12 protein-coding genes and 1 tRNA gene are annotated in these 13,170 nt (G+C 66.1%); 8 read left to right on the plus strand and 5 right to left on the minus strand.

Features of this window, described 5'->3' with window-relative positions; genetic code table 11:
* The first annotated feature begins 12 nt into the window (after nt 1-12).
* From ABZ293_RS29785 to ABZ293_RS29810, 6 genes are all read left to right on the plus strand, one after another.
* Nucleotides 13-903, plus strand: coding sequence for a hypothetical protein (locus tag ABZ293_RS29785; RefSeq protein ID WP_355185999.1), 891 nt, complete (start codon nt 13-15; stop codon nt 901-903).
* On the plus strand, nt 888-2,072 hold the full coding sequence (locus ABZ293_RS29790; RefSeq protein WP_355186001.1) for a hypothetical protein: 1,185 nt from the start codon (nt 888-890) through the stop codon (nt 2,070-2,072). Before ABZ293_RS29785 ends, ABZ293_RS29790 begins: the two co-directional genes overlap by 16 nt.
* 738 nt (nt 2,073-2,810) lie before the next feature.
* Nucleotides 2,811-3,287 carry a hypothetical protein gene (locus ABZ293_RS29795; protein ID WP_355186002.1) on the plus strand — a complete coding sequence of 159 codons (477 nt, stop codon included), beginning with the start codon at nt 2,811-2,813 and terminating at the stop codon, nt 3,285-3,287.
* An 80-nt stretch (nt 3,288-3,367) separates the two neighbouring features.
* Complete coding sequence (locus tag ABZ293_RS29800) at nt 3,368-5,017, plus strand: asparagine synthase-related protein (RefSeq protein WP_355186003.1); 1,650 nt, start codon at nt 3,368-3,370, stop codon at nt 5,015-5,017.
* A 37-nt stretch (nt 5,018-5,054) separates the two neighbouring features.
* Complete coding sequence (locus ABZ293_RS29805) at nt 5,055-5,810, plus strand: hypothetical protein (protein WP_355186004.1); 756 nt, start codon at nt 5,055-5,057, stop codon at nt 5,808-5,810.
* Nucleotides 5,811-5,870: 60 nt separating this feature from the next.
* Nucleotides 5,871-5,943, plus strand: a tRNA-Lys gene (locus ABZ293_RS29810).
* 400 nt (nt 5,944-6,343) lie between these two features.
* On the opposite strand, the gene ABZ293_RS29815 is transcribed toward ABZ293_RS29810, so the two are convergent.
* A complete protein-coding gene (locus tag ABZ293_RS29815) occupies nt 6,344-7,066 on the minus strand; it encodes a flavodoxin family protein (RefSeq protein WP_355186006.1) in 723 nt (240 codons plus the stop codon).
* Between the two features lie 132 nt (nt 7,067-7,198).
* On the opposite strand from ABZ293_RS29815, the gene ABZ293_RS29820 reads away from it, so the two are divergent.
* A complete protein-coding gene (locus tag ABZ293_RS29820) occupies nt 7,199-8,098 on the plus strand; it encodes a LysR family transcriptional regulator (protein WP_355186008.1) in 900 nt (299 codons plus the stop codon).
* Nucleotides 8,099-8,363: 265 nt separating this feature from the next.
* Here ABZ293_RS29820 and ABZ293_RS29825 read toward each other — a convergent pair whose 3' ends face one another.
* A complete protein-coding gene (locus ABZ293_RS29825; RefSeq protein WP_355186010.1) occupies nt 8,364-8,933 on the minus strand; it encodes a helix-turn-helix domain-containing protein in 570 nt (189 codons plus the stop codon).
* A 114-nt stretch (nt 8,934-9,047) separates the two neighbouring features.
* Here ABZ293_RS29825 and ABZ293_RS29830 point away from each other — a divergent pair, with 114 nt between their 5' ends.
* Nucleotides 9,048-10,490: an MFS transporter gene (locus tag ABZ293_RS29830; protein ID WP_355186012.1), complete on the plus strand. Its 1,443-nt coding sequence runs from the start codon at nt 9,048-9,050 to the stop codon at nt 10,488-10,490.
* Between the two features lie 127 nt (nt 10,491-10,617).
* Here the strand turns inward: ABZ293_RS29830 and hsaB are convergent, their stop codons facing one another.
* Genes hsaB through hsaD form a run of 3 tightly spaced genes read right to left on the minus strand, consistent with a single transcriptional unit; the run spans nt 10,618 to nt 13,015 of the window.
* A complete protein-coding gene (gene hsaB / locus ABZ293_RS29835; RefSeq protein ID WP_354958569.1) occupies nt 10,618-11,193 on the minus strand; it encodes a 3-hydroxy-9,10-secoandrosta-1,3,5(10)-triene-9,17-dione monooxygenase reductase subunit in 576 nt (191 codons plus the stop codon).
* A gap of 38 nt (nt 11,194-11,231) precedes the next feature.
* Nucleotides 11,232-12,137, minus strand: coding sequence for an iron-dependent extradiol dioxygenase HsaC (gene hsaC / locus ABZ293_RS29840; RefSeq protein ID WP_354958570.1), 906 nt, complete (start codon nt 12,135-12,137; stop codon nt 11,232-11,234).
* A complete protein-coding gene (gene hsaD / locus ABZ293_RS29845) occupies nt 12,137-13,015 on the minus strand; it encodes a 4,5:9,10-diseco-3-hydroxy-5,9,17-trioxoandrosta-1(10),2-diene-4-oate hydrolase (protein WP_355186014.1) in 879 nt (292 codons plus the stop codon). The genes hsaC and hsaD overlap by 1 nt, the downstream gene beginning before the upstream one ends.
* Between the last annotated feature and the right edge of the window lie 155 nt (nt 13,016-13,170).

Here is a 13,170-nt window from a genome sequence, read left to right on the forward strand (position 1 = left end):
CACGATATTCGGATGCGCAAGCTGGCCGAGCGGCTCGGGGACGGGCGGGGCCTGCGGTATACCTTGACGCAGCTCTGGTATGCGGCGGGGCGCAAGAAGGTTCCGGATGCGCTGCAGGTGTTCAAGCGGGTGCGCATCGGGGTTTCGGTGGCCATTGTGGTGGTGGCCTTCTTCCTGATGGTCAGTGGCGCGGCACCGGCGGGGGTGGTGATTCTGCTCGGTGCGCTGGTGCTGGCGCTGGCCATTGTCGGTCTACAGTCGGCGCGGCCCTGGTTCCTGAGCCGGGCCTCGGTCCGAATGCCGGTGTCGTACGCGGTCTTCCGGCGGGATGTGATCGGCCGGTGGGCCCCGATCTACCACGGTCCGCCGCCCGGCTCGGTGGACGAATCGCTGGTGAAACCACCCGCCGTGCAGCGGCCCCGATTCGCCGTGCTGTGCCCGGATGCGAGCGTGCTGGCCTGCCTTGCTGCGAACGAGGTATCGCGGACCTGGGATATGGCCCTATCGGATCGCATCGATCGGCTGCCACCGGATGTGCCGGTGATCGTGCTGCACGATGCCAGTCTGGCCGGTGTCGCCCTGGCCGGACAGGCTCGCGCGGCGCTCGGTACCCGGGTCGTGCCGGTCGGTCTGTGGCCGCGCGCGGTACTGGCCAATGCGTCGGCGCTGCGGCTGCGTGAGCCTCGACCGCCGGAGTCCGATACCGCATTTCTGCGCGGGGAAGCGCTCTCGGCGGCGGAGATCGAATGGCTCGCCGAAGGGTGGTGGTCGCCGATCGCCGCGATTGCGCCGGCGAAACTGCTCGCGGTGCTGGAACGGGCGGTCGAGCGGGTCGAGGATGCGGCCGATCCGGAGCGGCGGCGCGCCCGCGAGATAGGTTTCCTCACGTGGCCGGCCGGGTGAAACCGCATATGCTCGATCGGCTGCTGCGCATCGCCGCCGAGCGAGCCGCCGCGCCGAGCGGTATCCGATTCACCGAGCGCCAGCTCTATTACGAGGTGTGCCGAATCCTCACACCGGTGCATCGGCTCCCACGGCGCTTCGCATTCACGGTCCCCGCACCGCTGAGCTACGCGTCCTTTCGCACCGCGCTCGACCGCCACGGCGAGCTGCCGGGCCTTTTGACGATCGCGCCACCGGAGGCCACCCGAGCCGGACGGCACACACCCGAACCGGACCTGTTCGACTACGGCCTACCGCGGCTGCTCGTCTGCGAATCGGACGCAATCGCACAAATGCTGCGCGCCAACGGATTACCGATGGAATCCGCATGTCCGGTACTCAGCGCAGCCGAACTCCCCCTCGATCCCGGCATCGCAGGCATGCTCGCAAGCGTGCGGGGCACCATCTATCTGCTACACGATGCGAGCACCACCGGACTCACCTTCCCAGCGCGGCTCAGGGAACTGACCGAAATCCCCGACGGCGTGCGAGTTGTCCCCTTGGGCCTACGCCCGCGCCAGGCAGGCACACTACACCTGCTTCATGTCCGTGGGTTGGTGCCGAACACGTTTGCGGCGCAGGTGGATTCGATGAAACGTGCACAGTTGTGCCGCGGCCCAGCGTTGAGCGCCGAGGCGGCACAGATGGATCAGTGCCAGCGCGAAGAGCCGGACTGCGATCCTGGGGCGAACGCGATAGCGGCGCAGGTGGATTTGTCCGGACGTGCACGGTTGCGCTGTGACCCAGCGCCGGGCGCTGAGGGGGCGCAGGTCGATTCGTACGAGCGCGAAGAGTTGGACGCCCCGGCGCCGAGCACGTTTCTCGAGCACGTGGGTCCGACGCAAAGTACACAATTGCGCCGCGGCCGGGCATCCAGCGCTGAGGCGGCTTCGTGGGAACGCGAAGAGCCCTATGGCGACCCTGCACTGAGCGCGATCGTGGCGCAGCTGGATTCGCGGGAACGCGCATGGCTGCGCCGCGGCCGGTACATCGAGGTCGCGGCAGTGCGCCCGGTCTCGCTGCTGCGTACCGTCCACCGCCTCGTCCGTGAGGTCCGCCCACCCCGATCCACCTTCACCGAGTTACGCCGCGCCCGAAAAGCAGGCTTCCTGACCTGGCCCGCCGCATGAGTTTCCATGCCGCCGTAGGGCAGCAGGGTGTGCTGGCGAACAGTCGATCAAGGGGAGGATATCGCTGTGGCACGGGCGCTGGATCGAGCGCGGCGTCGCCGGTGTGGTGGCGCTGTGCATCGCTTGGTTCGCGGGGTGCGCATGCCGACTACGCGTGCTACTGGTGTGCACCGCGCACGGCACGCGGGCTTGCTCATGTGAGTTGCCGCATGAGTTTCCACGCCATCATGGGTCAGCAGGGTGCGTTGGCGACCGGTCGATCGTGGGGAGCATGTAACTGTGGCATGGCCGCTGGATCGAGCGGGACGCCGCCGGTGTGGTGGCGCTGTGCATCGCTTGGTTCGCGGGGTGCGCTTGCCGATAACGCGTGCAACTGGTGTGCACCGCGCACCGCACGCGGGCTTTCTGATGTCGCTCGCCGCAGGAGGTTCCAGGGCATCACGGGGCACGCAGGTTTGCAGGCTAGTGGATCGGCGGGGGCGTGTAGATGTGGCATGGATGCTTCGTCGAACGGGCTGCCGTCCGTCCGGCTGCGCTGCGGACCGGCTGGTTTGCGGGGTGTGCGCGCCTATAGCGCAGGTGGCTGTGGCACGGCCGCTGGATCGAGCGCGATGCCGTGGGTGCGGCTGCACTGTGCATCGCTTGGTTTGCGGGGTGCGCGTGTCGATAACGCATGTGACCGAACTACGCAGGACTACGGGCTTGTTCGTCTGGCCCGACGCAGGAAAGGGGAGCGCCGTGTCAGAGCATCGGAAGATCACCTATACCGATGAATTGCTGGCGGATGGGTCCGTGCATCGGCGCTATGCCGATGGGCGTCAGGAGTGGCGGACTCGTGACGCGCAGGGGGTCGTGTCGTGGCGTGATGATCGAGGTGGCGCTGGGACCGATGAGGCGCTCGGACCGAAGATCGTGAAACGTGTGTACCGCAATGGATCCGTTGTGTACGGGCGGGAGGCGGGTTTCGGGCGCACGCTGTGGGGTGACGGAGTGCTGACGGTGAATCGATCCTCGTTCGGTGGTCGGCTCGGTGCGACTGTGGCCGCGGGCGCACTGCTGGGCGCGCTGGTTATGCCGCCGATTTCGCTGACCGCCGAGGAAGAGGAGGAACTGCGCCGACAGGCGGTTGCGCAATCGTCCGGTTCCAGTGAGGGGGGCGGCGATTACGGCGGCTGGGACGATGACGGCGGGGATGACGGCGGCGATTTCGGCTGAGGGGAACCATGTCTCGTTGGTGTGCTTTCCAGACGCCGGATGACCCGGCCGGTCAGGTGCGGGCGGTAGGTGGCGATCCGGTGTCGGTCATCGGTCGTCATGCGCTGGGGTTGCTCGAAGGTCCCGGTATCGCGGCGGGGCCCTTCACCGTCGGTGCGTTGACCGCGGTCGGTGAGGTCACGCTGTTCAATGCCGCCCCGCTGCGTGCCCGACTCGGCGCGGACGTATCACCGGACTGCGCCGACGGCGAACTGCTACTGCACTGCTACGCCCGTTTCGGACTCGACGGAATCGCCACCGCGGACGGCATGTTCGCACTGGCCATCGCCGACGGTACCGATCTGGTGTTGATCCGCGACCACGTCGGCACCCGCACGCTCTTTCACGCGCGCGCAGGCCATGGCTGGGCCGCATCCACCTCGCTGCGTGCACTGCACCGCTGGCCCGCACTGCGCACCGGACTGCACCTACCCGCGGTTCGGTCATTCCTCACCTTCGCCTACCTGCCGGGCCGCGAGACGCTGCTGCGCGATATCAGCGAGGTCCTGCCCGGCCGCTGCGTTCGCCTGCACGACGACGGCTCGATGACCGAGGAAACCTACTGGGAGCCCATCGAAATCGAGGATGCGCGCTCGGCCGCCGACCACGCGCTGGCACTGCGCGAACTGCTCGAGGACGCGGTCGCCCGGCGCCTGCCCGCGGGCGAACCGGTCGGGGTGCTGCTCTCCGGCGGTATCGACAGCAGTTTGGTCACTGCGCTCGCCGCCAAACTGCACGATCAGCGCGTGCGGTCGTATTCCATCAGCTTCGGCGGCGCCACACCGAACGAGCTCGCCTACTCCGGTCTCGTTGCCACGCACTGCAATACCGAACATCGAATACTCACCGTGCCCGGTGCGACGGTCGCATCGCGACTGGCGGAGACGGTATCGCTGCTGGACTGCCCGGTCGGCGATCCGCTTACCGTACCGAATCTGATGCTCGCCGAAGCCGTTGCCGCGGACGGTATTCGGGTGGTGCTCAATGGTGAGGGCGGCGACCCGGTCTTCGGCGGTCCCAAGAACCTGCCGATGCTGATCTTCGAATTGTCCCGCGACGATCCGGCTCCCGACGCCAGGGCCTCGGCCTATCTGGACAGCTACCGCAAGTGCTACAGCGACCTGCCGGTGCTACTGAGCCCCGACGTGCTGACCGCACTCACCGATGCGCCACCGCTGACCGAGCTGATCGCCCCATACCTGCGCCAGGGTCGAATGACCGGCCTGCTCAACCAGTTGCTGCATACGAATCTGCGCACCAAGGGCGCACATCACATCCTGACCAAGGTCGAACGACTGACCGCCGCAAGCGGTTTGGAGGGACGTGCGCCGCTGTTCGACCGCGCCGTTATCGACCACGCCTTCCGCGTGCCCGGTCGGTACAAGCTGGCCGGTACCAGCGAGAAGTGGATTCTCAAGCAGGCTGTGCGAGACCTACTTCCGGCCACCATCGTGGACCGTCCGAAGAGCGGTATGCGAGTGCCGGTGCAGCAGTGGCTCTCCGGACCGCTGCGCGAACTCGGCCACGACCTGTTGCTCGGCTCGTCGGCCCGGGCGCGTGGCCTGTTCCGCGAGGACACCATCCGCTCGTGGCTGCGCGGTGACGGCGCGCTGCTGCCGCGACAGGGCGGCAAGTTGTGGCTGGTGCTGTCGTTGGAGCTGTGGTTGCGGTCCTTCGACGTTGGGCCGTGACCCGCATTCGTCCGTTGGAGTAGCACCGAGGAGCCGCATGTCCGATCCGCGAATCAAGTACCGCGCAGACGATGAGAACGAAATCCACGACCTCGCCGAATTCCAGGATGCGGGACGCAATGTCGTCACGCCCGTCGCGCAATTTCCGGCCGAGGTCGCCGCGGTGGTCGTCCGAGCGTTCGCCCAGATAGTCCGCAATGCCAAGGCAAGTCGTGCCGCCACCGCCCCCGACGCGGATGGCATCGTCCGGTCCCAGACCTTCGAAGAGGGCGACGTCTATATGATCGAAACCCCCTTCGACGGCTTCTTCGCCGACCGCTACCTCATGGATTTCTACAATGCCGAGGAACGCGGCATCTGCTCGCGCATGCATTTGCACACCGGCCTGCGTTTCGTCCGGATGATGACCGGCCCCGACACCCACATCCGGGTCAGCAGCCTCTCGCCGTTCCGGGTGACCGATGTCGTCGGCGTTACGCCTTTCGTGCCGAGCGAATTCGAGGACGAACTACCGGATACGCCGCCCGGCCTGTACCGCACCAGATACAACCTGATCGTCCCGCCATGCTCCTTCGTCGATATGCAGATTCCGCGTGGTGTCAGCCACCAGTTCAATGCGATCGGTCCACATGCGGTCATCGATTCGGTGCATCCGGAAGAGTCCATCGAGGTTTTCCGCGAACAGATGTCCGGCTTCAAGATGATGGCCCAAACCGTTTTCCTGGCAGAAGAATTGCCGGATGCCGCCACGTGCACATCGCACACCTGGCCCGACGCGGATGCCATCGGATAATTCGATTGCGATCGCGCGCGGGCGTTCTTACGGTGGATACAACGAATTCGAGGTCGCCATGCGCCTGTAGCTCAGTTGGTAGAGCTCCGTCCTTTTAAGTCGGTTGTCGTGGGTTCGATCCCTACCGGGCGCACTGCGGAAAGACAACCAGACGAGCGTCTGGGATCGCCTGCTGAGCGAATCGAGGTGTAAGCCTTGGGGATCGTGCCCTCGTCTTTCCGCGGCACCACGGAAAGACATGCGGACCGGCGTCCGTCACCGTCTTGAAAACGGATGGTCCCATACGAATGGGGTCACATCTCGGTTACGCACTCCTTGAATGCGTACCTTGGGCCGACCGGTTCAGGGTGACATCTGGGCGCAGGTACGGGCGTCGATGCGGGTCCATCTCCCAGTCAGCGGTCTGCGGCGGGGACCGGATGAGCCGGTTTACCTGTCGCCGCTCGAAACGGCGCGGGTGAACCGGCCACAGAATCCCGCTGTTCGAAGTGGCTCAGCCACCGGTGCGGCTGATCCGCGAGATCGTGCTCGGTTCAAGCTGCCGGTGCGCCGCTGGTGTCCCGGAGTGAGGCCGATAGTGCGCGCGCCTCATGCTCCGTCATCCGCGGGGTGTCGTACGGTAAAGCGTTGACCCAACGCTGAGTCAGCCGCGCGATCCGCTCGCCGTACCGCTGCGCGGTGATCAGGTCGCCGCGCGACCCGGCGTGCTCGGCCTCCTGGTCGGCGTGGCTCTGGCTCATCAACCCCAGCCACGAGCCCAGCCGGTTCACATCGTCGCGGGAGCCACCACTCCAGTTATTGCCTGGCATGTCGCCCACACCGACCCACTGCATGCCCAATTGTGCGCCGAAGACTGCCAATTGCTGCAGAACCGACAGCTTGTCGCCACTCTGCGAGGCGGACATAGTGAACCCTCCGCCCAGCTTGTCCTTCCACGCCTGCGTCGTGAATGGTGTGAACGCCGCCTCCATGAACGCCTTGAACACCGCCGACACGCTGCCCATCAGAGTAGGGCAGCCCATGACGATCGCGTCGGAGCGGTCGAGCAGCGCCAGCACCTCTGGGTCACGCCAACGGCCCGCGTTGACGTCCTCCGCCCGGAGCTCGACCAGATGCACCCGAGCGCCCGGCACCAGCCGCGCCCCGTCGGCGAGGTGCTCGGCCAGGACTCGGGTGTGCCCGTGCACTGAGTGATAGACCACGGTCACCGTGACCGTCGGCGCGTTATGTTCACCGTCGACGTCGTTGACTGTCATGTGTTTCCCTGCTTTCGGTCGTGCAGTGTTGCTGCCTGCCTATCCATCACAACCCGCGTATGGCACGGCATCAACGCCGTATCTCGGCTTGCAGCGATCGGTATCACCGATTGATCGTGCTACCTTGGCCCCGTGGACAGGATTGAACTGGAGGCATTCGTAGCGGTCGCGGAAGAACTCCACTTCGGCCGTGCCGCCACCCGCCTGCATCGTGGGCAGCCCACCGTCAGCGACGCCGTCAGGCGGCTGGAGAGAACCGTGGGCGGGCGGCTGTTCCACCGCACCAGCCGCCAGGTGGCACTGACCGATCTCGGTGCGGCGCTGCTGCCCGACGCCCACGCCGCCCTGGCGCAGCTGCGCCGTTTCCAGCAGCGTGGCCGCTCCTTGGCAGCCGGAGACCAGGCACGCACCACTCTTGTCGTCGGTCATGCCGAATACACCGACCACGAGCTGCTGTTGCGCTGCCTGCCACAACTGCGCGACCGTTGCCCCGATGTGACGATCGTGCCGGAGGCGATGTCGACCACAGCTCAGCTCACCGCCCTGCGGGCAGCGACGATCGGGCTGGGCATCGGCTGGGCAACCGGTGGCGACGTCATCGGAGTACGCGCGAGAGTGCTCTCCACCGAGAGGTTCATGGCGCTCGTACCCGCTGATCACCCCCTCGCCGGGCGTACTGAGCTGAATGCGTCCGAGCTGTCGAGCACCGGCCTGCTCACCTGGCCGCACCAGATCAACAGCGGCCTGTGCGACCGCCTGCTGTCCGCCTTCCACATCAGTGGAGCCGATCTGCAGATCATCAGAACCGCCGACAGCGTGCACTCCATCGCCGCTCACGTCGCCGCTGGAACGGGCATCGGCATCACCATCGAATCTGCACTCGATCACCAGCCACCCGGCTTGCGCATCATCCCCCTCACCGGCCCATCGACCACCGCCGACCAAATTGTCCTCACTCCCGTCCAGCCATCGGACACCACCGCGGCACTGCTCGACCTGCTACTGGATGCTTCAGCGCAGTCGAGGCGGTGAGCGGAGCGGCGGTTGGCGCCCACGACATCCCAGCGACTGGCAGCACCAGCACCGACGAGGACTACTTCCAGACCGACCAGCCCCGCTGGTGAGGTGTAGGTGACGTTGGAGTGGAACACCCGTGCCTGCCCGCACCGCACGAAGCCCGCCCTACGAGGGCCGGCCCGGTCCTAGGGGGAAACGGCACCTCGCCGGGCGGGTCGAAGGGGTCGGTCACCGATGGGTGGGATGGGGATCGACACCTCGGCTTTCCGCCACAGCGCGCTCAGTCCGATGCGCGCATACCGTCGAGCGTCACGGTGAGCATCCGATCGGCGGCTTCGGGCATCGTTTCGCACGCGACCCCGATGCCATGGCCGAATCTGAGCAGATCGCGCGGCTCGATATCGCGACGGATCTGGCCGGCGTCCTGTGCCGCCTGCAGGAGTGCGCTCGCTGCATCGGTGATCAGGGTCCGGCACAGCTGGAAGGTCGGCGAGCCCTTGTCCATTCCGGCCTTCAGGGTGGTCGCGAGGCTGCGGTTGTCCATCACCCATTGCACCTGTTCGCGCAGCCACTGCTCGAAAGCCTCGGCAGCCGGACGGGTTTCGAGCAGGTCGTGGGCGCGGGCACTCAATTGTTCGATGCTGGAACGGTATACGGCCTCGACCAGTACCTCGCGGCTCGGAAAGTGCCGGTAGAGCGTGCCGATGCCGACACCGGCGCGGCGCGCGATCTCTTCCAGCGGCGCCTCGGGGCCTTGTTCGGCGAACGCCTCCTGAGCGGTCGTCACGATCCGCTCGTAGTTGCGCCGGGCGTCCGCGCGCATCGGCCGTCCGGTCGACGGTGCTGCCATATTCCCTCCAGTGGAAAACGGAAGGACCCTCCAGATAGAGTTGCGTAACTGGAGGAACCCTCCATATGATAGCTCCAGCCAAACCGGAGGCTACCTCCGCTTGAATCTCATGCGATGGAGCGTTCTTTGTCCACCACCCTCTCCGCGGATACCCGTGCGTCCGCCATCCCGACAGCCGGTCGGCTCCGCTCCGGCATCGTGCTGGTCACCCTGCTGACCTGCCAATTGATGATCATCCTCGACATCACGGTGATGAATGTGGCGTTGCCGCGCATCCGCACCGACCTGCACTTCACCGCGACGAACCTGTCCTGGGTGATGAATGCCTACACCCTGGTCTTCGGCGGGCTGCTGCTGCTCGGCGGCCGCGCCGGCGATCTGTTCGGCCGCCGCAACCTGTTCATCGCCGGTACGGCACTGTTCACCGTCGCCTCGCTGGCGGGCGGACTGGCGCCATCGGCGACCTGGCTGCTCATCGCCCGTGTCGTACAGGGCATCGGCGGTGCCATGGCGGGGCCGAGCACCCTCGCGCTGCTGACCACCACATTCAGCGAACCCAAGGCGAGGATGCGGGTACTCGCATTGTTCTCCGGCATGTCCAGTGCGGGTTTCGCGATCGGCCTCATAGTCGGCGGACTGCTGACCGAATGGCTGAGCTGGCGCTCCGCACTGTTCATCAATGTGCCCTTCGGCCTGGCCGTGGTGGTGCTCGCGCTGCGCTATCTGCCGATCGTCGAGCGTCAGCCCGCGCGCCTCGACCTGCCCGGTGCCGTGACCGCCACCGGCGGCGTCGCCGCGCTGGTCTACGGCTTCATCAGCGCCGCGTCACACGGCTGGGGCGATGCGGGAACGGTTATCTGGCTGGCGGTCGGCGCGGCATCGGTCGCCGCCTTCCTGACCATCGAGGCGCGAACGGCCCAGCCCCTGCTGCCATTGCGGCTGTTCCTCGACCGCAATCGCGCCGCGGCCTACGCCAATATGTTCCTCGGCCCGATGGCCGGTATGTCGATGTTCTTCTTCCTCACCCAATACCTGCAGGAAGTGCGCGGATTGTCCGCCCTGGCAACGGGTTTCGCCTTCATGCCGACCGCGCTGCTGATGTTCACCATGATCCGGCTGATCCCGCGGTTGCTGCCGCGCTTCGGTCCGAAACCGGTAACCGTGGTCGGCACGATATCGATGGCGGCCGGTCTGGCCCTGCTGACCCGGCTGACGGTCGACAGCGGCTACTTCCCACTGCTGTTCGTCGCCATGATCCTGATGGGATGCGGTATCGGCCTTGCCTTCTCACCGCTCAATGTGATCATCATGTCGAGCGTGCCCCCGGCCGAAGCCGGTGCCGCGGGCGGCGCACTGCAAACCCTCCAGCAGACCGGCGCCTCCCTCGGCCTCGCCATCCTGGTCACCATCTTCGGCACCGCCTCCCGCGATGCCGGAGGTTCGGCACAGCACGCCCTGGTCAGCGGCATTACCACCGCCTTCGCCGCAGCAGTGGGCATCGCCGCCTTGACCTTCGCAGTCGCCCTGACCTTCCGCAGCACCCGCCCCACAACCTGACCATCTAACGCAGCTGTGGCCCGACCCGAGTTACTTCGGGTCGGGCCACAGGTAGATCCGCAGGTTGCCTGCGCCGACGAATGATGGAGCGCGCGAAGGCGATTCGACTCATACATACGCCGCAGCGCTAGAGCCAGGTGTCCAGCGTTGTGGTGGTGAGGAAATGCTCCAGGTCGTGGCGCCAGGGGGCGGGGACGGTCTTTTCCGGTTCGATGGCCGTGTACTGCCCACGGTAGAACAACAGCGGCCTGCCGGAGCTGGTCGACTCCGACAGGGCCAGGACTCGGCCGATCACTATGTAGTGATCGCCGCCGTCGACGACGCTGTCCACCTTGCACTGGATGGTGGCCAGGGCGTCGTCCAGGAGCGGGAGCTCCAGTTCCGAGGTGTGCCAGCTGGTTTCGGCGAATTTATCGGGTTCGCGGGAACCGAAGCGGGCGCACAGCTGCTGCTGCTCTTCGGCCAGGACGTTCACGCAGAAGCGTCCGGACTCTTCGATGGCCGCCCAGGACCGGGAGGTCTTGGTCGGGCAGAACAGGACCAGGGGTGGGTCGAGGGACAGGGCGGCGAAGGATTGGCAGGCGAAGCCGATCGGGGCGCTGTCGGCATCGAAGGTGGTGATCACCGTGATACCGGTGCAGAACTGCCCAAGGACATTTCGGAACTGCCGTCCGTCGATTGCGGGGTATTCGTCGATTGTCATGGTCTTCCCGCCCGTATCGTCGCTCGCCCTGTCACTCATTACTGCTGCCGCTGTCCGACCGTGAAGTCGTGACCCCACAGGCTGACCGCGGTGGATTCCCTGGCGATCCAGTCGTCGTCATCGACTTCCAAACCTTCACAGCCGAATTCGACATCGAATCCGCCAGGTGTCTTCATATAGAACGACAGCATCTTGTCGTTGACGTGCCTGCCGAGCGTCGCCGACATCTTCACCTTCTTGCGCAGCGCGCGGTCCAGGCAGAGCCCGACATCGTCGGACCCCTCCACCTCGAGCATGAGGTGCACGATGCCGCTCGGGGTCGGCATGGGCAGGAAGGCCAGCGAGTGGTGCCGCGGATTGCAGCCGAAGAAGCGCAGCCAGGCCGGTTCGCCATCGGCCGGACGTCCGACCATCTGCGGTGGCAGCCGCATCGAGTCGCGCAAACGGAAGCCGAGCACGTCGCGGTAGAAGGTCAGCGCGGCCGCATCGTCCTTGGTGCTGAGCACCACATGGCCGAGTCCCTGTTCGCCCGTGACGAACCGGTGCCCGTACGGGCTGACCACGCGCCGATGCTCCAGTGCCGCACCGTGAAAGGCCTCCAGGGTGTTGCCGGAGGGATCCTCGAACGAAATCAGGTCGTAGACCCGGCGGTCGGCCTTCTCCTGCGCGGTGCCCTCCTTGAACGGCACCCCGGCCGCATCCAGCCGGTCCCGAATGTCTTGCAGATCAGCGGCATTGGCGGTTTCCCAGCCGGAGACCTGCAGCCGGTCCTTATCGCCGGGCACGATGACCAGGCGTGCCGGGAAGTCGTCCATGCGCAGGTACAGCGCCTCGGGATCGCCGCCCTTGCCCTCGACCATGCCGAGCACCTTGAGCCCGTATTCGCGCCAGGCCGCCATATCGGTGGCCTCGATGCGCAGATACGCCAGTGATCGAATGCTCATCACTTCTCCTTCACACCGGCAAGGAAGTCCATTGCCAGCCGGTTGAATTCATCGAACTTTTCCAGCTGGGCCCAGTGTCCGCAAGCACCGAATACGTGCAGCTGCACCCGTGGAATCATCTTCGTCGCGACCAGCGCGCCATCGAGCGGATTCACCCGATCCTCTCGGCCCCAGATCAGCAGCACCGGCTGACGCAGCCTATGGGCGTCGCGCCAGAGCATGCCCTGCTCGAAATCGGATCCGGCGAACGACTTTCCCATCGCCCTGGTCGCGGCCAGTGCCTCGGGTGTGCTCGCCGAAGCGAAACGCTCATCGATCAGCTCATCGGTGATCAGCGACTGATCGAAGACCATGATCCGCAGGAACGCCTCCAGGTTCTGCCTGGTCGGCTCGTAATTGAACTTCGCGAGCTGCTTGACGCCCTCGGTCGGGTCCGGCGCGAACAGGTTGAGGCTCAACCCACCCGGACCCATCAGCACCAATTTGCCCGCCCGATCCGGGTAGTCCAGCGCGAACCGCACCGCGGTACCGCCGCCGAGCGAATTGCCGAGCAGGTGCACACGTCCGGTGATATCCAGGGCATCGAGCAGATCCCGCAGTGCCGAGGCGCTGTGCACGAAGTACTGCGGATGATCGGTCGGCTTGTCCGAGCGTCCGAAGCCCGGCTGGTCCACGGCGAGTACGTGAAAGTTACGCGCCAGCTCCGGGATATTGCGGGCGAAGTTCGACCACGAGGAGGCACCGGGCCCGCCGCCGTGCAGCAGCACGATCGTCGGGCCATTGCCGACCCCGGCCTCGTGGTAGTGCAGGCGCAGATCGGGCCGCACCTGCGCGTACCGCGAGGTCGATTCGTAGGTGAGCTCGACTGTGGTGGTCACAGCTGCACCTCGCTGGCGCTCGGTTCCGCTGCGACCGATGGTGCTGTGTCTATGGTGCCCTCGCTGCGCTCGGTCACAGCTGCACCTCGCTGGCGCTCGGTTCCGCTGCGACCGATGGTGCTGTGTCTATGGTGCCCTCGCTGCGCTCGGTCACG

The sequence above is a fragment of the Nocardia sp. NPDC005998 genome (genome assembly GCF_040614395.1).
Lineage (GTDB): Bacteria > Actinomycetota > Actinomycetes > Mycobacteriales > Mycobacteriaceae > Nocardia.

Coding starts and splice junctions, on each gene's coding strand:
- ABZ293_RS29785 (WP_355185999.1), top strand. CDS start 13: ATGCGCAAGCTGGCCGAGCGGCTCGGGGACGGGCGGGGCCTGCGGTAT.
- ABZ293_RS29805 (WP_355186004.1), top strand. CDS start 5,055: ATGTCCGATCCGCGAATCAAGTACCGCGCAGACGATGAGAACGAAATC.
- ABZ293_RS29815 (WP_355186006.1), bottom strand. CDS start 7,066: ATGACAGTCAACGACGTCGACGGTGAACATAACGCGCCGACGGTCACG.
- ABZ293_RS29825 (WP_355186010.1), bottom strand. CDS start 8,933: ATGGCAGCACCGTCGACCGGACGGCCGATGCGCGCGGACGCCCGGCGC.
- ABZ293_RS29830 (WP_355186012.1), top strand. CDS start 9,048: ATGGAGCGTTCTTTGTCCACCACCCTCTCCGCGGATACCCGTGCGTCC.
- hsaB (WP_354958569.1), bottom strand. CDS start 11,193: ATGACAATCGACGAATACCCCGCAATCGACGGACGGCAGTTCCGAAAT.
- hsaC (WP_354958570.1), bottom strand. CDS start 12,137: ATGAGCATTCGATCACTGGCGTATCTGCGCATCGAGGCCACCGATATG.